Annotated in this window: 20 protein-coding genes; 10 read left to right on the forward strand and 10 right to left on the reverse strand. The window is 67.8% G+C overall.

Annotated features, from left to right (window positions below):
* The first annotated feature begins 131 nt into the window (after positions 1 to 131).
* Positions 132 to 965: a purine-nucleoside phosphorylase gene (locus E3T25_RS03780; protein WP_134372283.1), complete on the forward strand. Its 834-nt coding sequence runs from the start codon at positions 132 to 134 to the stop codon at positions 963 to 965.
* A 128-nt stretch (positions 966 to 1,093) separates the two neighbouring features.
* Entirely contained in the window at positions 1,094 to 2,893 is a 1,800-nt protein-coding gene (locus E3T25_RS03785) for a phospho-sugar mutase (protein WP_134372328.1), read from the forward strand.
* 113 nt (positions 2,894 to 3,006) lie between these two features.
* Here E3T25_RS03785 and E3T25_RS03790 read toward each other — a convergent pair whose 3' ends face one another.
* From E3T25_RS03790 to E3T25_RS03835, 10 genes are all read right to left on the reverse strand, one after another.
* Entirely contained in the window at positions 3,007 to 3,279 is a 273-nt protein-coding gene (locus E3T25_RS03790; RefSeq protein WP_104100338.1) for a PTS sugar transporter subunit IIB, read from the reverse strand.
* The gene (locus E3T25_RS03795; RefSeq protein ID WP_104100339.1) at positions 3,276 to 3,740 is read right to left on the reverse strand and encodes a PTS sugar transporter subunit IIA; all 465 of its coding nucleotides are present in this window, start codon (positions 3,738 to 3,740) and stop codon (positions 3,276 to 3,278) included. Before E3T25_RS03795 ends, E3T25_RS03790 begins: the two co-directional genes overlap by 4 nt.
* Positions 3,741 to 3,781: 41 nt before the next feature.
* Positions 3,782 to 4,903 (reverse strand): adenosine deaminase, encoded by a 1,122-nt coding sequence (locus tag E3T25_RS03800; RefSeq protein WP_104100340.1) that lies wholly within the window; start codon positions 4,901 to 4,903, stop codon positions 3,782 to 3,784.
* Positions 4,904 to 4,999: 96 nt separating this feature from the next.
* A complete protein-coding gene (locus E3T25_RS03805; RefSeq protein WP_134372285.1) occupies positions 5,000 to 6,313 on the reverse strand; it encodes a thymidine phosphorylase in 1,314 nt (437 codons plus the stop codon).
* Between the two features lie 2 nt (positions 6,314 to 6,315).
* Positions 6,316 to 6,753 carry a cytidine deaminase gene (locus tag E3T25_RS03810; RefSeq protein WP_255572964.1) on the reverse strand — a complete coding sequence of 146 codons (438 nt, stop codon included), beginning with the start codon at positions 6,751 to 6,753 and terminating at the stop codon, positions 6,316 to 6,318.
* Entirely contained in the window at positions 6,750 to 8,045 is a 1,296-nt protein-coding gene (locus E3T25_RS03815) for an ABC transporter permease (protein ID WP_369827948.1), read from the reverse strand. The genes E3T25_RS03810 and E3T25_RS03815 overlap by 4 nt, the downstream gene beginning before the upstream one ends.
* The gene (locus E3T25_RS03820; RefSeq protein WP_174722148.1) at positions 8,042 to 9,310 is read right to left on the reverse strand and encodes an ABC transporter permease; all 1,269 of its coding nucleotides are present in this window, start codon (positions 9,308 to 9,310) and stop codon (positions 8,042 to 8,044) included. The genes E3T25_RS03815 and E3T25_RS03820 overlap by 4 nt, the downstream gene beginning before the upstream one ends.
* Complete coding sequence (locus E3T25_RS03825; RefSeq protein ID WP_104100342.1) at positions 9,307 to 10,827, reverse strand: ABC transporter ATP-binding protein; 1,521 nt, start codon at positions 10,825 to 10,827, stop codon at positions 9,307 to 9,309. The genes E3T25_RS03820 and E3T25_RS03825 overlap by 4 nt, the downstream gene beginning before the upstream one ends.
* Before the next feature lie 177 nt (positions 10,828 to 11,004).
* Entirely contained in the window at positions 11,005 to 12,099 is a 1,095-nt protein-coding gene (locus E3T25_RS03830; RefSeq protein WP_134372330.1) for a BMP family lipoprotein, read from the reverse strand.
* A gap of 212 nt (positions 12,100 to 12,311) precedes the next feature.
* A complete protein-coding gene (locus E3T25_RS03835; protein WP_134342668.1) occupies positions 12,312 to 13,433 on the reverse strand; it encodes a mannose-1-phosphate guanylyltransferase in 1,122 nt (373 codons plus the stop codon).
* Between the two features lie 79 nt (positions 13,434 to 13,512).
* Here E3T25_RS03835 and E3T25_RS03840 point away from each other — a divergent pair, with 79 nt between their 5' ends.
* From E3T25_RS03840 to trpS, 8 genes are all read left to right on the forward strand, one after another.
* The gene (locus tag E3T25_RS03840; protein WP_134372287.1) at positions 13,513 to 14,667 is read left to right on the forward strand and encodes a glycosyltransferase family 4 protein; all 1,155 of its coding nucleotides are present in this window, start codon (positions 13,513 to 13,515) and stop codon (positions 14,665 to 14,667) included.
* 113 nt (positions 14,668 to 14,780) lie between these two features.
* Positions 14,781 to 15,194: a succinate dehydrogenase, cytochrome b556 subunit gene (gene sdhC / locus E3T25_RS03845; protein WP_104100346.1), complete on the forward strand. Its 414-nt coding sequence runs from the start codon at positions 14,781 to 14,783 to the stop codon at positions 15,192 to 15,194.
* A gap of 13 nt (positions 15,195 to 15,207) precedes the next feature.
* Positions 15,208 to 15,660, forward strand: coding sequence for a succinate dehydrogenase hydrophobic membrane anchor subunit (locus tag E3T25_RS03850; RefSeq protein WP_104100347.1), 453 nt, complete (start codon positions 15,208 to 15,210; stop codon positions 15,658 to 15,660).
* Between the two features lie 17 nt (positions 15,661 to 15,677).
* The gene (gene sdhA, locus E3T25_RS03855; RefSeq protein ID WP_104100348.1) at positions 15,678 to 17,492 is read left to right on the forward strand and encodes a succinate dehydrogenase flavoprotein subunit; all 1,815 of its coding nucleotides are present in this window, start codon (positions 15,678 to 15,680) and stop codon (positions 17,490 to 17,492) included.
* 1 nt (position 17,493) lies between these two features.
* The gene (locus tag E3T25_RS03860; RefSeq protein ID WP_174843019.1) at positions 17,494 to 18,282 is read left to right on the forward strand and encodes a succinate dehydrogenase iron-sulfur subunit; all 789 of its coding nucleotides are present in this window, start codon (positions 17,494 to 17,496) and stop codon (positions 18,280 to 18,282) included.
* A 99-nt stretch (positions 18,283 to 18,381) separates the two neighbouring features.
* The gene (locus tag E3T25_RS03865; RefSeq protein WP_134372289.1) at positions 18,382 to 19,473 is read left to right on the forward strand and encodes a YihY/virulence factor BrkB family protein; all 1,092 of its coding nucleotides are present in this window, start codon (positions 18,382 to 18,384) and stop codon (positions 19,471 to 19,473) included.
* Between the two features lie 19 nt (positions 19,474 to 19,492).
* A complete protein-coding gene (locus E3T25_RS03870) occupies positions 19,493 to 20,419 on the forward strand; it encodes an exodeoxyribonuclease III (protein ID WP_134342671.1) in 927 nt (308 codons plus the stop codon).
* Between the two features lie 64 nt (positions 20,420 to 20,483).
* Positions 20,484 to 21,488, forward strand: coding sequence for a tryptophan--tRNA ligase (gene trpS, locus E3T25_RS03875; RefSeq protein WP_134342672.1), 1,005 nt, complete (start codon positions 20,484 to 20,486; stop codon positions 21,486 to 21,488).
* Positions 21,489 to 21,597 lie beyond the last annotated feature (109 nt).

Consider the following 21,597-nt stretch of genomic DNA (forward strand, 5'->3'; position numbering starts at 1 on the left):
GACGAACCAATTCGACGGAGATTCTGCCCAAAATTGACGTTCAGGCCCCTTTTTCGCCGTGAAATCCCAAAATCTCCGTCGAATTGAACAAGGGAACGGTCCCGAAATCGGCGGGCAATTAGAGTAGGGGGATGCTGAAGACCGACAATAACTTGCTTGACGCGCCAGAAACCGATCCGTTTGATGTTGCACGGACCGCCGCTTCTGAAATCGCCGAAGTCACGGGCGTAGCCCGCCACGACATCGCCCTGACCCTGGGCAGCGGATGGGGCAAGGCCGCCGATCTCATCGGCGAGACCACGCACACCCTCGACGCGCAGTACATCACCGGTTTCAGTGCACCCGCCCTGGCCGGCCACGCCGGCACTCTGCGCTCGGTGCTGCTGCCCAGCGGCAAGCGCGCCCTCCTCATCGGCGCCCGCACGCACTATTACGAAGGCCACGGCGTGCGCCGGGTCGTGCACAGCGTGCGCACCGCCGCCGCCACCGGCGCGACGACCATGATCCTCACCAACGGTGCCGGCGGCATCCGGGAGACCTGGAAAGCCGGCACCCCCGTGCTGATCAGCGACCATATCAACCTCACCGCCGACTCGCCCCTCGAGGGCGCGACGTTCGTCGACCTGACCGACCTCTACTCGCGCCGCCTGCGCAACCTGGCCCGCACCATCGACCCATCGCTCGACGAGGGCGTGTACTGCCAGTTCCGCGGCCCGCACTACGAGACGCCGGCCGAGGTGCAGATGGCCAAGGTCATCGGCGGCCACATCGTCGGCATGTCGACCGCCCTCGAGGCGATCGCCGCCCGCCAGTCGGGCATGGAGATCCTCGGTCTGTCGCTGATCACCAACCTCGCGGCCGGAATCCAGCAGGACCCGCTCAGCCACTCGGAGGTGCTCGAGGCCGGAAAGCTCGCCGAGCCCGTCATCAGCGCGCTCCTCGCCCGGATCGTGGCCGCACTGTGAGCCTCGACAATACCGACCCGCAGATCACCGGCCGGCATTCCGCCGCCGCCGCCGCTGCTCCCGCGTCCGCTGCCGGTGCCGATGCCGCCACCGGCACCGGCGCCACCGAAACAGTCCTGCCCGACACGATGGTCATCAACACCATCGGCGCCGACGACGACACAGGCACCGGCACCGGCACCGGCACGGATGCCGTGAGCGGCAGCGAGACCGGCACCGACTCCGCTCCGGCCGCGGCTGCCACGCCGACCGTGATCGCCGTGGCCAATGCCTGGCTCAGCCAGGACCCCGATCCCGAGACCCAGGCCGAGCTGCGCCTCCTGCTGCGCGGGGCCGGCGACGGCGACGCCGTCGCACTCGCGGAGCTGCACGCCCGCTTCGACGAGCGCCTCGCCTTCGGCACGGCGGGTCTGCGCGGCGCCATCGCCGCAGGCTCCAACCGGATGAACCGCGTACTCGTCTGCCAGGCAGCCGCCGGCCTCGCCGCGTTCCTGACGAAGAACGCCGCCCCGGGCCGGGTCCCCTCGGTCGTCATCGGCTATGACGGGCGCAAAAACTCGCAGGTCTTCGCCACTGACTCGGCCGCGATCATGGCCGGTGCAGGGGTACGCGCCATCCTGCTCCCCCGTTTACTACCGACCCCCGTGCTCGCGTTTGCTGTGCGCCACCTCGACGTCGGCGCGGGCATCATGGTCACCGCCTCGCACAACCCGCCCAACGACAACGGCTACAAGGTCTACCTGGGCGGCGCCAACCAAGGCTCCCAGATCGTTTCGCCCGACGACGCCGCGATCGCGGCCGAGATCCTGCGCGTCGCCGCGGAGGAACGGGTTCCCGACCTGCCCCGGGCACCCTACGAGACGGCGCCCGAGTCGATCGTGCAGGCCTACATCGACGCGACGGCAGGTCTTGCCCGCCGGCCCCTCGCGCAGGTCAACACGGTTTACACGGCCCTGCACGGCGTCGGCTGGGACACCACCCGCCGGGTGCTTCAAGCCGCCGGCTTCGACCTTCCCACGCTCGTCGACGCCCAGATCGCCCCGGATGCCGCCTTCCCCACGGTCTCCTTCCCCAACCCCGAAGAACCCGGCGCGATGGACCTCGCCTACGAGACGGCCCGTGAGACCGGCGCCGAGCTGATCATCGCCAACGACCCCGACGCCGACCGCCTTGCGATCGCCATCCCGCAAGAGGGGTCCCCCGACGGGTACCGGCGCCTCAGCGGCAACGAGGTCGGGGCGATCCTCGGCTGGCGAGCCGCGGAACTGGCCGCGAGCGTCACCGGTGACGGCGGCGCCACCGGCACCCTCGCGTGCTCCATCGTCTCCACCCCGGCGCTGGAGGCCGTGGCGAAGGCTTACGGGCTGCGGTTCACCGACACCCTCACCGGCTTCAAGTGGGTGTCGCGCGCGCCCGACCTGATCTTCGGCTTCGAGGAGGCCCTCGGCTACCTCGTTAACCCCGAGACCGTGCGCGACAAAGACGGCATCTCCGCCGCCGTGGCGCTGCTCTCCCTGGTCAGCAATCTGAAGGCGGAGGGCGTCACCCTCGCCCAGCACCTCGACCGTTTCAGTGAACGCTTCGGCCACTTCGCCTCCGGCCAGATCTCGGTGCGCGTCACCGACCTGACCGAGATCGAGCAGGTCATGGCGCGGCTGCGCGAGACACCCCCGGTCTTCGTCGGCAGCATCGCCGTCGACCACATCGACGACCTCTCCGGGGGCTTCAACGGCCTGCCGCCCAGCGACGTGCTGCGCATCCGGCTGGCCGACGGCTCCCGCGTCATGGTGCGCCCGAGCGGCACCGAGCCCAAGCTCAAGGTCTACCTCGACACCAGCAGTTCCGTCGGCACGGTCGCCGAACGCCGGGCCGCCGCCGAGGCAACCCTCGCGGAGCTCGACCGGGGCATGCGCGACCTGATCGCGTAGCCCCGCGAAACGCGGTGCAGCATCCGTTCGCACGGCGCGCGGGTGTTGCGCCGTTGCGCGGGTGGCGTGCCTCGCGCGTAACGGCGCAGCTGCAGCGCACCGCCGCGAGGGCGTCAGCCCAGGGCGGTCTCCAGCTTGGCGGTGAGCTCGTCCACATCGAAGTAGTTGTCGATTACGACGATATCGGCATTGGTCTTGCCGATGGCGTCGACCAGCTCCGACGAGGTCAGGATGACCTGGGCATCCGCCCCGACCGTGCTCACCCCGGCGATGTCGGTGGCCGTGACGAAGGCTTCGATATCGAGGCGTTTGAGCGCGCGCTCGGCGTTGATTTTGAGGATGGCGGAGGTTCCCACTCCCACCCCGCAGAGTGCGACGATCTTCATGAGGGCTCCTCTGTTGCGGTCGGCACGCCGAGCAGGGCGCGGATGGCGTCGGCATCCGTGGCCGCGGCGAGCGAGGGGATGACGTGCGCGTCGTTGAAGACGTTGGCCAGCTCGGCCACGAGCAGCACGTGCTCGTCGGAGCTGGTGACGGCGAGCCCGAGCACCACGCTGACCGGGTCGTTGTGCGGATGTCCGAACGCGACCGGGTCGGCCAGGGTCACGATGCTGAGACCCTCGGTGTGCACATCGGGTCCGGGTCGGGCGTGCGCGAGCGCCAGCCCGGGGGCGATGACCACGTAGGCACCGAATTCCTCGATGACGGCGATCATGCGCTTCGTGTATTCGGGGGCGGTGGCGCCGGAGCGCTCGAGGGCGTCACCGGCGGCGGCCACCGCGCCGCGCCAGTCGTCGACGTGGACGCCGATCGCGATGGCTTCGAGGGGCAGGGGCGGAAGGGGCATGGGAACTTTCACGGGGTAGGGGGTCGGCTTTCGCGAGTCGCTCAGGCGCTTTCGAAACCGGCGACGATGGCGTCCGCCAGCTCTTCGCGTTCGTCGAGCGGAAGGAACGCGGCCTGCGCCGCGTTGAGCTGGAAGACCTCGAGGTCGTCGATGTCGTAGCCGAACGCATCGCTGAGCAGCGCGAGTTCCTGGGTCAGGGTGGTGCTGCTCATCAGGCGGTTGTCGGTGTTGACCGTGACCCGGAAGCCCAGCTGGTAGAGCAGGTCGAAGGGGTGGTCGAGCAGGTCCGCGCCCCACGCGGCGATTGCGCCGGTCTGCAGGTTGGACGACGGGCTGAGCTCGAGGGCGATGTCGCGGTCGCGCACCCACTGCGCCACCGGGCCGAGCGTGACGTAGGTGTTCTCCGCGTCTTCGCGGCCGATCACGATTTCCTCGGCGAGTCGCACGCCGTGGCCCAGGCGCAATGCCCGGCCGTCGTAGAGTGCCCCGCGGATGCTCTCCAACCCGTCAGCCTCGCCCGCATGCACGGTGACGGGCAGGAAGGCCTTCGCGAGGAAGTCGAACGCGTCCCGGTGGTGGTGGGCCGGGAACCCCAGTTCGGCCCCGGCGATGTCGAAGCCGACAACCCCGTTGGAACGATGCCGCACGGCGAGTTCCGCGATCTCCAGGCTGCGCTCGGCATGCCTCATGGCCGTGATCAGCTGGCCGATCCGAATGCGGGACCCGGCACCCGCGACCAGCGCGATGCCGGCCTCGATGCCCTCCTGCACCGCCTCGACGCTCTGGTCGAGGGTGAGGCCGCGGGCCAGGTGCTGCTCGGGGGCCCAGCGGATCTCCCCGTAGATCACGCCGTCGGCGGCGAGGTCCTCCACGAATTCGCGGGCCACGCGCACCAGGGCCTCGCGGGTCTGCATCACGCCGACGGTGACGTCGAAAGTCTTCAGGTAGTCGACCAGGGTGCCGGAGTCGGCCTGGGTGCTGAACCAGGAGCCGAGCGATCGGGCATCCGTCGCCGGCAGCGCCAGCCCGACCGCGCCGGCCAGCTCGATGATGGTCTGCGGGCGCAGGCCGCCGTCGAGGTGGTCGTGCAGGGAGATCTTCGGCAGTGCGTTGATGCTCGTGCCGGCACCGGGCAGCAGGTAGTCCTCAGGGCTCGTGTTCACCCCCCTAATCTACCGGCTGGGTGCTGAGAGTCACACTGCTGGCTGAGCCGGCCCGCACATCCGTTCAGATGCACGGGCCGAGACCGGCCGGGCGGTTCAGCGACCGATACGCTCGGCGATCAGCGGGCCGCCGTCCTGCACGGGCTCGCCGGGGTCGCCGATGCGATATGCGCCGTCCACGGCCTCCAGGGCCCGCGCGAAGCGCTCGGGTTCGTCGGCACTGAGGGTGAACAGGGGCTGGCCGGCGCGCACGGTATCGCCCGGCTTGGCGTGCAGGTCGATGCCGGCGGCGTGCTGCACCGGATCCTGCTTGCGGGCGCGGCCGGCGCCGAGGCGCCAGGCGCCGATGCCGAACGGCAGCGCCTGCTGCTCGACGAGCACACCGTCGCGCAGGGCGGTGACGACGTGGGTCTCGCGGGCCACGGGCAGCGGGGCGTCGGGATCGCCGCCCTGGGCACGGATCACGTCGCGCCACTTGTCCATGGCGCGTCCGTCCGTGAGAGCGGATTCCACGTCGACGTCGGTGATGCCCACCAGAGCGAGCATCTCCCGGGCCAGGGCCACGGTGAGCTCGACGACATCCGCCGGCCCGCCGCCGGCGAGAACCTCGACCGATTCACGCACCTCGTTGGCGTTTCCGATTGCGAGCCCGAGCGGCACGTTCATATTGGTGAGCAGAGCGGATGTCGCCACGCCGGCGTCCTCGCCGAGGGCGACCATGGTGCGGGCGAGCTCCCGGGACCGTTCGATGTCTTTCAGGAACGCGCCCGACCCGAACTTCACGTCCAGGACGAGGGCGCCGGTGCCCTCCGCGATCTTCTTCGACATGATCGACGACGCGATCAGCGGGATCGCCTCGACGGTGCCGGTGATGTCGCGCAGCGCGTAGAGCTTGCCGTCGGCCGGGGCCAGACCGCCGCCCGCAGCGCAGATCACGCCGCCGAATTCCTGCAGCTGCGCGAACATCTCCTCGTTGGTGAGGTGCGCACGCCAGCCGGGGATGGATTCGAGCTTGTCGAGGGTGCCGCCGGTGTGGCCGAGGCCGCGGCCGGACAGCTGCGGCACGGCCGCACCGAAGACCGCCACGAGTGGCATCAGCGGCAGGGTGATCTTGTCGCCGACGCCGCCGGTGGAGTGCTTGTCGGTGGTCGGCTTGCCGAGTCCGGCGAAGCTCATCCGCTCGCCGCTGCTCAGCATCGCCATGGTGAGATCCTTGATCTCCCGGCGATTCATGCCGTTCAGGAAGATCGCCATGGTCATGGCGGCCATCTGCTCGTCGCCGACGTAGCCGCGCGTGTACGCGTCGATCAGCCAGTCGATCTGCGGCGTGCTGAGCTCACCCCGATCACGCTTGGCGTGGATCAGGTCCACGGCGTCGAAGGCCTCGATACGGTTCTGATTGGTGCTCACAGCTACTCTTCCTGGTATTCGGCGAGCTGCCTGGGCCCGAAGGCGTCCGGCAGCACTTCATCGATGGTGCGCACACCCGACACCGTCTCCAGCAGCATGCCGGGCGCGGAATGTTCGTACAACAGCTGGCGGCAGCGGCCGCAGGGCATCAACGTTCGGCCGTTGCCGTCGACGCAGGTGAACGCGACGAGGTGGCCTCCCCCGGTCAGGTGCAGCACGGAGACGAGGGCGCATTCGGCGCAGAGGGTGAGCCCGTAGGAGGCGTTCTCCACGTTGCATCCGCTGATCACACGACCGTCGGTGACCTGCGCCGCGGCGCCGACCGGGAACTTCGAGTACGGCACATAGGCCTGGGCCATCGCCGTCGTCGCGGCCTCCCGCAGCGCCGCCCAGTCGATGTCGCCGAACGCTGGCGAGGCGCCGTGGCTCACGCCGGTCACGATTTGATGTAGGGCTTGCCGGATGCCGCCGGTCCCCGCGACGTTCCGACGAACCCGGCAACGGCGGCGATGGTGATCAGGTACGGCAGCATGAGCATGAACTCGCTCGGCACCGGCGAACCGATGACACTGAGCACGTTCTGCAAATTGCTCGCGAACCCGAACAGGAGGGCGGCCAGCGTGGCCCGGATCGGATCCCAACGGCCGAAGATCACGGCGGCCAGCGCGATGAAGCCGGCTCCGGCGGTCATCTCCTTGCCGAAAGCGCCCACCGAACCGAGGGTGAAGTAGGCGCCGCCGAGGCCGACGATCGCGCCGGCGAGCGACACGTTCCAGAACCGGGTGCGGCCGACGTTGATGCCGACGGTGTCTGCCGCCTGGGGGTGCTCGCCCACGCTGCGGAGGCGCAGGCCCCACCGGGTGTGGAAGATGCCGTAGTACACCAAGGCGACGGCCACATACATGATGTAGACGATCAGGGTCTGCCGGAACAAGACCGGTCCGATGATCGGGATCTCGCTGAGCAGCGGGATGTTGATCCGCTCGAATCGAGGCGGCTGGTTGAGCAGGGCCGCGTTGGGCGCCATCACCTGGGAGTAAAGGAAACCGGTGACGCCGATCACGAGAACGTTGAGCACGACACCGACGATGACCTGGTCGACGAAGTACTTGATCGAGAACGAGGCGAGCACCATCGAAACGAGAACGCCGGCGAACATGGCCGCGACGAGGCCGAGGATGGGCTGGTTGGTCAGGGACGCCACCATGGCCGAGGTGAACGCCCCGGCGAGCAGTTGCCCCTCAATGGCGATGTTGACCACGCCGACCCGTTCGGAGATGACACCGCCGAGAGCACCGAAGATCAGCGGTACAGCCAGGCTGAGCGAACCGAACAGCAGCCCGGGCACCGGGATGGACTCGCCGGCGGCGGCCCAGACCAGGAATCCGATCAGGAAGAGCACCGCGTAGACGGAGATAAGCCAGATCGGCACCTGACGCCGGGACTGCACCAGCCACACGCTCACGCCCGTGATCACAAGCAGCAGCACACTGATGACGATGCCGGTCAGCCGGGTGGGCAGCAGGAGATCGGGAAGCTGGATCAGGTCGCTCGAGGTGGAGAGCCGCATGGTGCTGACGCCCTCGCGGCCGAAGGCCACGAAGAGCGCGAAGGCGACGACGGTGAAAATCGCCAGGGCGATGGGCGACTTCCAACTCTTCACGATTTTGAAGTCGGGGCGATCGTCGGCGGTCGACGATACGGGCTGGACGGCCGGGGCAACGGTGCTCACTGTGCAGCCACCTCCTGGGAAACGTTGGGCAGTGCCCGGCGGGGCGCGGAGCCCGGGGCCGGCAGTCGGAAGATGGCCCGCACGAGAGGCGGAGCCGCGATGAAAAGCACGATCAGTGACTGCACGACGAGCACGATGTCGATCGGCACACCCTCGGCCGCCTGCATCGAGAAACCGCCGGCCTTGAACGCGCCGAACAGGATGCCCGCGGCGAACACACCCCAGGGCTTGGAACGGCCCAGCAGCGCGACCGTGATCGCATCGAAGCCGATACCGGAGTCCAGTCCGGCGCCGAAACCACTGGTCGTGGTGCCGAGCACCTGGTTGATGCCGGCCAGGCCGATCAGTCCGCCCGAGAACAGCATCGCGTAGACGTAGATGCGCTTGACGCTGATGCCGGCGACGCGCGCCGCGTGGGGGTTCAGTCCCACGGCCCGGAACTGGAAGCCCAGGTTCGACCGGGACAGCAGCCACCAGGTGAAAACCGTGGCGGCGATGGCCAGGATGAAGCCGAAGTGCAGCGAGTACGTCGAGCCGAGAAGGTCGGGGAAGACCGCGGTGACCTTCGTCGCCGGGCTCTTCGGGTTGTTCGATCCGGGGGTCTTCAGGAAGCCCTCACGCAGCAGGTAGCTGACCAGGTAGAACGCGACGTAGTTGAGCATGATCGTGGTGATCACCTCATGGGCGCCGGTGCGGGCCTTGAGCAGACCCACGATCCCACCCCAGAGGGCGCCGCCGAGCACGCCGGCCACGAGGGCCGCGACCATGTGCAGGCCGTAGGGCAGGTCGACGGCGAAACCGACCCAGCCGCCGAGGGCGGCGGCGATCAGCATCTGGCCGCGGCCACCGATGTTGAACATGCCCACCCGGAAGCCCAGCGCCACGCCGAGCCCCGCCATGATCAGCGGGGTCGCGAAGGTGAGCGTCTCGGTGAGCGGCTTGATGCCGGCGGCGAAGCTCGGTCGACGGAAGTTGTAGACCGACCCCTGGAACAGGGCCGAGTAGGCGCCGGACACGGAATACCAGACTTCCCGCAGCAGGTCGCCGGGCCGGGAGAAGAAGTAGCCTGCGGCTTCCTGAACGCCCTCGTTGGTGAAGGCGATCATGATGCCGCCGACGAAAAGCGCGAGCACGACGGCGAGCACGGAGATGATCGCGTTGCCGGTGGTGATCTCGCGAAACGCCTGGTTCCAGCGGGACGGCTGTTCGGGGGCCGGGATTGACGGCGTTCCTGACTCGGTCGTGGGACCCTGTGTCGCGCTCACGCGGCAGCTCCTTCTCCGGCGGGCGTTTCGCCGGCCATCATCAAACCGAGTACGGCGCGCGGCGTGTCACCGGGAACGATGCCGACGATGCGACCGCGGTACATGACCATGATCCGGTCCGCGAGGGCTGCCACCTCGTCGAGCTCCGTCGAGATGACGATCACGGGCGTGCCGGCATCCCGGGTGGCCACGATGCGCTCGTGCACGAACTCCACCGAGCCGACGTCGAGCCCGCGGGTGGGCTGGGCTGCGACGAAGAGGCGCAGATCGCGGCCGAGCTCGCGGGCGAGCACGACCTTCTGCTGGTTGCCGCCGGAGAGCTTGCCGACCGGGGTCTCGATGCCTTGGGCGCGCACGTCGAACTCTGTGACTTTTTTTTCGGCGAACGCGGCGAGGAAGGCCCGCTGCACGTTCCACCGTTTGACGAAGGGGAGCTTGTTCGAGCGGTCGAGCATGAGGTTCTCGGCGATGGTGAACTCACCGACCAGTCCGTCTTCGTTGCGGTCTTCCGGCACGAATCCGACTCCGGCGTCGAGTACCTGGCGCACCGAATGCCCGCGCAGCGACTTGCCGTCGAGGGTGATCTCCCCGGAAACCCGCGATTGGAGCCCCATCATCGCCTCGGTGAGTTCGGTCTGGCCGTTTCCCTGCACCCCGGCGATGGCCAGGATCTCGCCCTTGTGCACCTCGAAGCTGACGTTGTTGACCAGGATCTGACCGTGCGGGCCCAGCACGGTGAGGTTCTTCACCGACAGAACCACCTCACCGGGCAGTGCCGGGGACTTGTCCACGGTGAGGTCGACCGCACGGCCGACCATCTGGGTGGCCAGCTCGACGTTGCTCGCGGTCGGGGACGCCTCACCGACGACCTTGCCCAGACGGATGACGGTGATCCGGTCGGCGACTTCGCGCACCTCGCGCAGCTTGTGGGTGATGAACACGATGGAGGTACCGCTCGCCTTGAGCTGGCGCATGATGACCATCAGCTCGTCGGTCTCCTGCGGCGTGAGCACGGCGGTGGGCTCGTCGAAGACGAGCACCTTCGCGTCGCGCGAGAGCGCCTTGATGATCTCGACCCGCTGCTGCACGCCGACGGGGAGGTCTTCGACGAGCGCATCCGGGTCGACGTCGAACCCGAACCGTCGGGAGATCTCGCGCACGTGCTTGCGGGCCGCGGGCAGGTCGAGGCGACCGCCCGCCTTGGTCTCCTCATGCCCGAGCATGACGTTCTCGGCGACGGTGAACACCGGGATGAGCATGAAGTGCTGGTGCACCATGCCGATGCCGGCGGCCATGGCGTCGCCGGGGCCGCTGAAGTGCTGCACCACGTCGTCGAGGAGGATATCGCCCTCCTCGGCCCGGTACAGGCCGTAGAGCACGTTCATCAGGGTGGATTTCCCCGCGCCGTTTTCGCCGAGCAGTGCGTGGATTTCTCCGGCCTCGACGGTGAGGTCAATGTGGTCATTCGCGACCAGGGCACCGAATCGCTTCGTAATGCCTCGAAGTTCGAGCTTCATGTCGTCGATTCTATTCAGTGACGAGCGAAAGTTGACGCTCTTGCTCATATGTTGGCGGGGTGGCGCCGTTCGCTTGGGTGTGCAGGCATCCCGGCCGACGACATCCGCCCACAGACGCAGTCGGGGAGGCCCGCAAGATGCGTGCCTCCCCGACTGCGTCTGAGTGCTGCTTCGGTGCTACTTCGGGGTCGCGGGCGACTCAACCTTGAGAACACCACTGATGATGTCGGCCTTGATGGCCTCGATCTCGGTCATGACCGCGGGGTCGACCTTGGACTCCCAGTCGTGGAGCGGGGCGATGTCGACGCCCTCGTTCTCGAGCGTGCCGACGTAGGGGGTGGACGAGAAGTTACCCTCAGCGTCGTCGAGGATGATCTGCTCGGTGGCATCCGTCATCTGCTTGAGCACCGAGGTGAGGTAAAGCGAAGCGAACTCGGGCGTGGTCTCGAACAGGTCGCTGTCGACACCGATGATGGCGACGTCCTTGCCGGAGTCCTGAATGGCCTGCGCGGTGCCCTGGAAGAGCGGTCCGGCAACCGGGAGGATGATGTCAGCGCCGGCGTCGATCAGGGTGGTGCTGAGCGCCTTGCCCTGGTTGATGTCGTCGAAGCCACCGGCGAACAGGCCGGTCTGGGTGGTCTTGTCCCAGCCGCTGACGGTGACGTCGGTGCCCTTCTTCTCGTTGTGGTACGCGACGCCGTCGACAAAGCCGTCCATGAAGATGGTGACCGACGGGAACTGAAGTCCGCCATAGGTGCCGACGACTCCGGTCTTGGTGGTGCCCGCGGCCAGGTAGCCGGCCAGGAACGCGGCCTGCGCCGTGTCGTACAGCACCGGCTTCACGTTGTCGAGCGTCAGCGGGCTGAAGTCGTCATTGGAGAGCGCGGAGTCGATCAGCGCGAAGTTGGTGTCGGGCGCGGCCTGGGCGGCATCGCGGGTGGCGTTGGAGAGGGCGAAACCGACGGTGAGGACGAAGTCGCAACCCTGGTCGACCATGCTCGAGACGTTCGGACCGTACTGGTCTTCCGACTTGGACTCGGCCTGCTGGAATTCGATGCCGAGCTCGTCGGAGGCCTTGGTGATGCCCTCGAAGCTGGACTGGTTGAAGGACTTGTCGTCGAAGCCGCCGAAGTCGGAGACGATGCAGGGCAGGTAGTCGGATTCGGCACCGCCACCAGCGGTTCCCTCATCGGTCGGCGCCGGCGCACAGGCTGCGAGAAGGGCCACGACGCCCAACGTGGCAAGGCCGCTGAATGCGACCCGTCGTTTCATGATTGTCAAAATGACCTCCAATGGTCGCCCGGCGCGGGTTCGCAAGGGGCTGTATTGGTTTACACGCTATCGAATGATTCTCTGCTCAGAGGAGCAAAACGGGCCCGTGGGCGAAAGGTTATCAAGACGCGATACTGGTCCGCGGCAGGCCCGCCGGACGCCCCGGCCGAATCGGGCCCGAAAATGCCCCCGATCGGGGGGTTTGATGCCGATTAGAGCACGTCGTTGCTGCCGGACAGCTTTAGCGCGTCGACGACGGCCTTGACCTTCTGCGCGTTGGCGCTGGTGGTGATGAGGAGGGCGTCCGGGGTGTCGACCACGACGATGTCCTCGACGCCGATCAGGGCGATCATGCGCCCGGTGTGGCTGACCACGATCCCGCTCGAGGAGTCCGCAAGCACCCGGGCACCGTCGCCGAGGATGGCGAGATCGCGCTTGCGGCCGTTGGCGTGGATTTTCGCGATCGATGCGAAGTCACCCACGTCGTCCCAGTCGAACTGGCCGGGGATCACGGCGAGCCTGCCGCGGGCGGCCGCCGGTTCGGCGACCGAGTAGTCGATCGCGATCTTCTTCAGGCGGGGCCAGACGCGGTCGACCACGGCGCCGCGGCGCGGGGTATCCCAGGCCTCGGCCAGTTCGAGCAGCCCGGCGAGAAGTTCGGGCTCGGACGCCCCGATCTCTTCCAGCAGGCGGTCGGCGCGGGCGATGTACATGCCGGCGTTCCAGAAATAGGTGCCGTTGGCCAGGTAGTCCTGGGCGGTGGCAAGGTCGGGCTTCTCCACGAAGGAGTCCACCGACAGGGCGCTGGCGGCGCCGGCAATGTGCAGCGCGCCGGCGGTCTTGATATAGCCGAAGCCGACGGCCGGCTCCGTGGGCTGGATGCCGATGGTGGCGATGTAGCCGGCGTCGGCGGCGCGCACGGCCTCGGCGACCGCCTGGCGGAACAGGTGGTGTCCCTTGATCACGTGGTCGGCGGCGAAGGAGCCGATGATGACGTCCGGTTCGCGTTTCTCCAGAATCGCCGCGGCCAGGCCGATGGCGGCGGTGGACTCGCGCGGCTCGCTTTCGAGCACCACGTTCAGGTCGGCGAGCTCGGGGAGCTGCTCCTCGACGGCGGCGCGGTGCGCGCGGCCGGTGACCACCATGATGCGCTGCTCGCCCGACAGAGGTGCGAGGCGATCCCAAGTGGCCCTGAGCAGGGTCTGGCCGGAGCCGGTCAGGTCGTGCAGGAATTTGGGGGCGTCGGCGCGGGACAGCGGCCACAGCCGGGATCCGATCCCACCGGCGGGAATCACGCTGTAGAAACGATCGAGTGGTTCCGTGGAAGGCAGCATTCGGCCAGACTACCGCCCGGTCCACGCCGTTCACGGTGCGTTCACCTGCGCGCCGGAGGGCGTGCCTAGGGTCACCCTCATGAGGGTTGCACTCATCACCGAAAGTTTTCTGCCCACGGTCAGCGGAGTCACCACGAGCGTGTGCAAGGTGCTCGAGCATCTTTCCCGCACGGGCCACGACGCGATGGTCATCGCCCCGGCCGGCGCCCCGGCCGAGTACGCCGGGTTCCCCGTGCACGGTGTTCCCGCGGCACGCTACCGGCAGTTCCCGGTGGGAATGCCCAGCCCGCAGGTGCACCGCCTGCTGGCCGATTTCGCCCCGGACGTGCTGCACGCTGCGTCGCCGTTCCTGCTCGGCGCACAGGGCATCGCGGCCGCGAACCGGCAGGACGTTCCCAGCGTCGCCGTTTTCCAGACGGATGTCGCCGGCTACGCCCGCCGCAACCGGCTCGGCCCGGCCGCGCAGTCCGTCTGGCGTTTCGTCAAGTGGGTGCACGAGGGAGCCGACCTCACCCTGGCTCCCTCCTCCGCGTCGATGGCGGACCTGCGCCGCATCGGCCTGCGGCGGCTGGCGCACTGGACCCGCGGCGTCGACCTGGTCGGCTACCACCCCAACCGGAGATCCGACCCGGAGGCGTCGGCGCTGCGGAGCCGGCTGGCCCCGAACGGGGAGGTCGTCGTGGGCTACGTCGGCCGCCTGGCACCGGAGAAGCAGGTGGAGAGGTTCCGGGCCCTGCGCGGGCTGCCCGGCATCCGTCTCGCCCTCGTCGGCGACGGCCCGTCGCGGCCGGCGCTCGAGCGGGAGCTCGCCGGGATGCCGGTGACCTGGCTCGGCCGCCTGGACGGGGCGGATCTCGCCCGGGCTTACGCGAGCTTCGACCTGTTCCTGCACGCGGGCACCGAGGAGACCTTCGGCCAGACCCTGCAGGAGGCGCACGCCGCCGGGCTGCCGGTCGTCGCACCGCGGGCCGGCGGCCCGATCGACCTGGTCAGCCACGGTGAAAACGGTTTCCTCTTCATTCCGGACGACGAGAGAGACCTGCGCCGCTGCGTCGCCCGGCTGGTCCTGGACCCTGCGCTGCGGCGGCGGATGGGCGAGGCGGGACGACGGAGCGTGCTCGGTCGATCCTGGGAAAACGTGTGCGGCGCGCTGCTGGCGCATTACGAGCAGGTCGTCGACGAACGAGCCGCCGTTCGCGCCATGGTTGCGGTTCCGCTGTCAATGCAGCGCTAGCCGGACATTCGCGTTTTATCTCGGCACAGAGACACTTATAATTGTTCCATGCGCGCACGGCGCATTGTCGGCCAGCTTCGTCGAGGCCGCCACACAGCCAGGGAGGGTTGGTCATGCCAGAGCAGGCAGCGACACTGACATCCCAGCAGAAGACGACATCACGTCGCCCCGCCGGAACCCTGTATCGGGGCCGTGAGGGCATGTGGTCGTGGGTCCTCCACCGCATTACGGGTGTTGCGATCTTCTTCTTCTTGCTGGTTCACATCTTGGACACCGCGCTGGTGCGCGTCAGCCCGGAGGCCTACAACGCGGTCATCAGCAGCTATCAGACGCCGATCATGGGCCTCGGCGAAACCGCGCTCGTCGGGGCCATCGTGTTCCACGCCTTCAACGGGATTCGGATCATCCTGATCGACTTCTGGAACGCCAAGTACCAGAAGGCCATGTTCTACGTCGTGGTCGCCCTGTGGGTGGTAACGATGCTCGCCTTCGTGCCGCGCCACCTGATCAACGTGTTCAGCCACTAGAACGGGGAGAGCCATGACATCCACAATCGAAGCTCCCCGCAGCCCCTACTCCCGCGCGCCGCGCTCCCGCGGCGTGAACTGGGAGAAGTGGGGCTGGATCTACATGCGCGTCTCCGGCGTCGTGCTGGTCGTGCTCATCTTCGGACACCTCTTCGTCAACCTGATGGTCGGCGAGGGCGTCAGCGCCCTCAACTTTGCTTTCGTCGCCGGCAAGCTGACCACCCCGTTCTGGATGGTCTGGGACGTTCTCATGCTCTGGCTCGCCCTGATCCACGGCGGCAATGGCATGCGCACGCTGGTCAACGACTACGCCACGCAGCGTCTGACCCGCGGCATCCTGAAGTCCGCCATCCTGGCGGCCGTCGTGATCCTGATCGTGCTCGGCACGCTCGTGGTATTCACGTTCGACCCTTGCCCGGCCGGTTCGCCCGCCGATCTTCTTCCTTCGTTTTGCTCGGCCATTTAGGAGCTGCTAAAACCCATATGACTACGGATGCTTCAACCGCGCCCTCAGAGTCCACCGTCATCGACGGTGTGCACTACCACCAGTTCGACATCGTCATCGTGGGAGCCGGGGGTGCCGGTATGCGTGCCGCCATCGAAGCCGGCTCCGGCGCCAGCACGGCCGTGATCTCCAAGCTGTACCCGACGCGTTCGCACACGGGTGCGGCGCAGGGCGGGATGGCCGCGGCCCTCGCCAACGTCGAAGAAGACAACTGGGAATGGCACACCTTCGACACGGTCAAGGGTGGCGACTACCTGGTGGACCAGGACGCGGCCGAGATCCTCGCCAAGGAAGCCATCGACGCGGTCATCGACCTCGAGAACATGGGCCTGCCCTTCAACCGAACGCCGGAGGGCAAGATCGACCAGCGCCGGTTCGGCGGCCACACCAGCGACCACGGCAAGGCACCGGTACGGCGGGCCTGCTACGCCGCCGACCGCACCGGCCACATGATCCTGCAGACGCTCTACCAGAACTGCGTCAAACGCGGCATCAACTTCTTCAACGAGTACTACGTGCTCGACCTGGTCATGACACCGGTCGACGGGGTCGACCAGCCCTCGGCCGTCGTCGCCTACGACCTGTCCACCGGCGAACTGCACGTCTTCCAGGCGAAGGCGTTCATCTTCGCCACCGGCGGGTTCGGCAAGATCTACAAGACCACCTCCAACGCGCACACCCTCACGGGCGACGGCGTGGGCATCGTGTGGCGCAAGGGCCTGCCGCTCGAGGACATGGAGTTCTTCCAGTTCCACCCGACCGGACTGGCGGGCCTCGGCATCCTGCTCACCGAGGGCGCGCGCGGAGAGGGCGCCATCCTCCGCAACGCGGCCGGCGAACGGTTCATGGAGCGCTACGCGCCCACCATCAAGGACCTCGCCCCGCGGGACATCATCGCCCGTTGCATGGTCAAGGAGGTCGCTGAAGGCCGCGGTGCCGGTCCCAACAAGGACTACCTGTACCTCGACTGCACCCACCTCGGTGCCGAGGTGCTCGAGACCAAGCTGCCCGACATCACCGAGTTCGCCCGCACCTACCTGGGCGTCGACCCGGTCACCGAACCGGTGCCGGTCATGCCCACCGCGCACTACGCGATGGGCGGCATCCCCACCAACGTGAACGCGGAGGTGCTGCGCAACAACACGACCGTCGTGCCCGGCCTCTACGCGGCCGGCGAATGCGCCTGCGTGTCCGTGCACGGCTCCAACCGCCTCGGCACCAACTCGTTGCTCGACATCAACGTCTTCGGCAAGCGCGCCGGCAACAACGCCGTCGCCTATGTCACGACGGCCGAGTTCACGCCGCTGCCGACCGACCCGGCCCGGGGTGTGCGGGAGCTGCTGGAAGGAATCCGCACCTCGACCGGAACCGAGCGCATCGCCGTGCTCCGCAAGGAGCTGCAGGAGACGATGGACGCCAAGGCGCAGGTGTTCCGCACCGACGAATCGCTCTCCGACGTCACCAACGTGATCCACGGCCTGCGCGAGCGGTACAAGAACATCGGCGTGCAGGACAAGGGACGCCGGTTCAACACCGACCTTCTCGAGGCCGTCGAACTCGGCTTCCTGCTCGACCTGGCCGAGGTCGTCGTGTACTCCGCACGCAACCGCAAGGAGAGCCGCGGCGGGCACATGCGCGACGACTTCCCCCTGCGCGACGACGCAAACTACCTCGTGCACACCATGGCCTACCTGACCGGAGACCCGCTCTCCGCCGACGCCGCCGACCACATTGCGCTCGACTGGAAGCCGGTCACCATCACGCGCTACCAGCCGATGGAAAGGAAGTACTGAGTTGAGTACCGCAACCGCTACCGCTACCGCAACCGCACCGACAACTGCGAGTGCGCCGGTCGTGCCGGAGGAAATCCAGTCCTTCACCGTGACCCTGATCATCCGCCGGTACAACCCGGAGGTCGACGACGAACCGCACTGGGACGACTTCGACGTACAGATGTACCCGACGGACCGCGTGCTCGACGCTCTGCACAAGATCAAGTGGGAGCAGGACGGCTCACTGAGCTTCCGCCGCTCCTGTGCGCATGGCATCTGCGGCTCGGACGCCATGCGCATCAACGGCCGCAACCGCCTGGCCTGCAAGACCCTGATCAAGGACCTCGACATCACCAAGCCGGTATACGTGGAGGCGATCAAGGGCCTGCCGCTGGAGAAGGACCTGATCGTGGACATGGAGCCGTTCTTCGAATCGTTCCGTGCCGTGCAACCGTTCCTGGTGGCGAACAACGCCCCCACCGATGGCAAGGAGCGCATCCAGACCGTCGCCCAGCGCGAACGCTTCGATGACACGACGAAGTGCATCCTCTGCGCCGCGTGCACGTCGAGCTGCCCGGTGTTCTGGACCGACGGACAGTACTTCGGTCCGGCCGCGATCGTCAACGCGCACCGCTTCATCTTCGACTCGCGCGACGACAACGCCGCCGTGCGCCTCGACATCCTGAACGACAAGGAAGGCGTGTGGCGCTGCCGCACGACCTTCAACTGCACCGAGGCGTGCCCCCGCGGGATACAGGTCACGCAGGCCATCTCCGAGGTCAAGCAGGCCATGCTGCGCGGCATGGTGTAGCCGGTCCGAACCCTGGGGCCGGTCTTGTCACGACGTTTCGTCGTGGCGATACCGGCCTTTCGCTTTCTCCGCTGCCCGGCTGCCGCTTAGGCTGAGCGGGTGAACACTCCCACGGCGATCGACCGGATCAAGACCCTCATCGCGCGGGTCATGCGCTCGCGCCCGGTGCGGGTCTTCACCCGGTTCGGTGAAAGCGGCGGCGGCATCCTGGCCGGCGGCATGTCCTACCAGGCCATCTTCGCGACGTTCGCGGCCCTCTGGCTGACCTTCTCCATCGCCGGACTGTGGATCACGACCAATCCCGACCTCGAGCTGACGCTCTACTCCTTCATCAACCAGTCCGTGCCCGGGCTGATCGGCGAGGAAGGCGTGATTGACCCGAGCGTCCTCGCCGACGCCAGGGTCCTCGGCTGGTCCGGCGTCATCGCACTGGTCGGTCTGCTCGCGACCGTGCTCGGCTGGCTCTCGACAACGGCGCAGGCGGTGCGCACGATCTTCCGGATGCCGCCCGACAAGACCTTCATCCTCCTCGTCAAGCTGCGGGAGCTGGGCCTCGGAGTGCTGTTCGCGGTCGTGCTCGTGGTATCGGCGTTGATCTCGATCGCGAGCACCGAGGCGCTCGGGGCCCTGTTCGGGCTTTTCGGGGTGTCCCGGGATTCGTTCTGGTTCAACGGCGCCGCCCGAGCGGTCGGCCTGCTCCTCGTGCTCCTGATCGACACGATCACCCTCGCCGCACTGTTCCGGGTGCTGTCGCGAGTGCGGATCCCCGTCCGCCAGCTCATCACCGGCTCCATTCTGGGCGCGGTGGGCCTCGGTGTCCTCAAGGTCCTCGGCAGCACACTGCTCGCCGGCGCCGGCCGCAACCCGCTGCTCGCCGCATTCGCGGTGATCATCGGACTCCTGATCTGGTTCAACCTGACCAGCACCCTGACACTGCTCGCGGCATCCTGGATCGCCGTCGGCATGGACGACGCCGGGTTCTCACCGCGACGGATCAGCGCGGATGAGGTTGCCACCGAGAAGCGCCGGCAGGAGGAGGAGGCGTTCCGCGTGGTGGTGCAGGCCGAGCTTCGGGAGGCCCGCCTCGCGCACGACACCGCGGCCTGGCCCCAGCGGCTGCTCACCACGCGTCGCCTGCGCGCCGCCGAGAAGCGAGCCGCTGAGCTGACGAACGACGGCCCCAAGGCCTGAGCCAAAGTAGAATTGGGGAATGCCTTCCGCCTCGACTGCCGCTTCCACCCCGGCCGCGTCCGACCCTGCTTCCTCCGCCGCCTCCGCCGACTCCGCTGTGTCCGCGGCTTTCGCCGGCGAGCGCCTGCGGATCGCGAGCGTGAACGTGAACGGCGTGCGCGCCGCCTTCCGCAAGGGAATGGGCGACTGGCTGTCCGAACGCGACGTGGACATCCTCGCCCTTCAGGAGGTGCGTGCCTCGACCGAGGACCTCGAGGGTCTGCTCGGGCCGGGGTGGAGCATCCTGCACGACGCCGCCACCGCGAAGGGCCGGGCCGGGGTGGCCCTGGCCAGCCGATCGACCGCGGCCATCCACCGGGTCGAGCTCGGTGCCGCCGAATTCGACAGCGCCGGCCGCTGGCTCGAAGCCGACTACGAGGTCAACGGCAAATTGATCACCGTCGTGAGCACCTATGTGCACTCCGGCGAGGTGGGTACCCCGAAGCAGGTCGAGAAGTACAGGTTCCTCGACGCCATGCTCGAACGACTGCCCGAGCTCGCCGCGCACAGCGACCGGGCCGTCGTGCTCGGTGACCTGAACGTCGGGCACCGCACGCTCGACATCAAGAATTGGCGCGGAAACGTGAAGCGCGCCGGGTTCCTGCCCGAGGAGCGCGCCTACTTCGACCGCATCGTCGGCGCCGAAGACGCCCCGGACTACAACGCCGGGGCCGGACTCGGCTGGATCGACGTGGGGCGCCGGTGGTCCGGCGAAGTGGACGGGCCGTTCACCTGGTGGTCGTGGCGCGGCCAGGCGTTCGACAACGACACCGGCTGGAGGATCGACTACCAGCTGGCCACATCGGCGCTCGCGGCATCCGTCACCGGCTACGTCGTCGACCGCGCGGCCGCCTACGACCAGCGCTGGTCCGACCACACCCCCGTGGTCGTCGACTACACCATCTGACTTCCCCTTCAACTCGCGCCTTCGGCCCGGCCGGCGGCCACACGCTACGAAAAGATCTGATCCCATGACCAAGCCCCGCCTCTACTCGGGCATGCAGCCGAGCGCCGATTCCCTGCAGATCGGCAATTACATCGGCGCCCTCCTGAACTGGAAGGCGCTGCAGCAGACCCACGACGCGTACTTCTCCATCGTCGACCTGCACGCCCTGACCGTGGCGCAGGACCCGGTGAAGCTGCGGGAGAACACCCGCCGCACCGCCGCCCAATACATCGCGAGCGGCATCGACCCGTCGGCGTCGACACTGTACGTGCAGTCGCATGTCGCCGCGCACGCCCAGCTGGCCTGGGTGCTGAACACGATCACCGGTTTCGGCGAGGCCAGCCGGATGACCCAGTTCAAGGACAAATCCGCCCGGCAGGGATCGGACGCGACCACCGTGGGACTGTTCGCCTACCCAATGCTGATGGCCGCGGACATTCTGCTGTACGACACCGAGATCGTGCCGGTCGGCGAGGACCAGCGTCAGCACGTCGAACTGACCCGCGACCTCGCGGCGCGCTTCAACGCCCGGTTCGGGCAGACATTCACAGTGCCGGAGGTCGCCATCGTCACGGAGACCGCCAAGATCTACGACCTGCAGAACCCGACGTCGAAGATGTCGAAGTCGGCCGAGTCGCACGCGGGCGTGATCTGGCTGCTCGACGAGCCGGCAGTGACGAATAAGAAGATCATGCGCGCGGTCACAGATGCCGAGGGCGGCGTGGTCTTCGACCGCGAGAACAAGCCGGGCGTGGCCAACCTGCTGACGATCTACTCGGTGCTCGCGGAACGCTCGGTGGGTTCGATCGAGGACGAGTACGCCGGCCGCGGCTACGGCGACCTGAAGAAGGGTCTCGCCGAGGTGGTCACGGGCACGTTCGGGCCGATCCGGGCGCGCGTTCTCGAGCTGCTCGACGACCCGGCCGAACTCGACCGACTCCTCGCCCTCAACGCGGACCGGGCGGCGACGGTGGCCAACGAGACGCTGGCGCGCGCCTACGACCGCGTCGGCCTGCTACCGCGGCGCTAGGGCGGTGGTGGCGATTGTGGTGAGCTCGCTACTGATGGGGCGGGGCCGGCCCCTCGTCGTCATGTTCGTCATGGTCGTCGACGTCGTCGTTGACGTCGTCGTTGACGTC

Origin of the sequence: Cryobacterium sandaracinum (assembly GCF_004403415.1) — a bacterium.
GTDB lineage: Bacteria > Actinomycetota > Actinomycetes > Actinomycetales > Microbacteriaceae > Cryobacterium > Cryobacterium sandaracinum.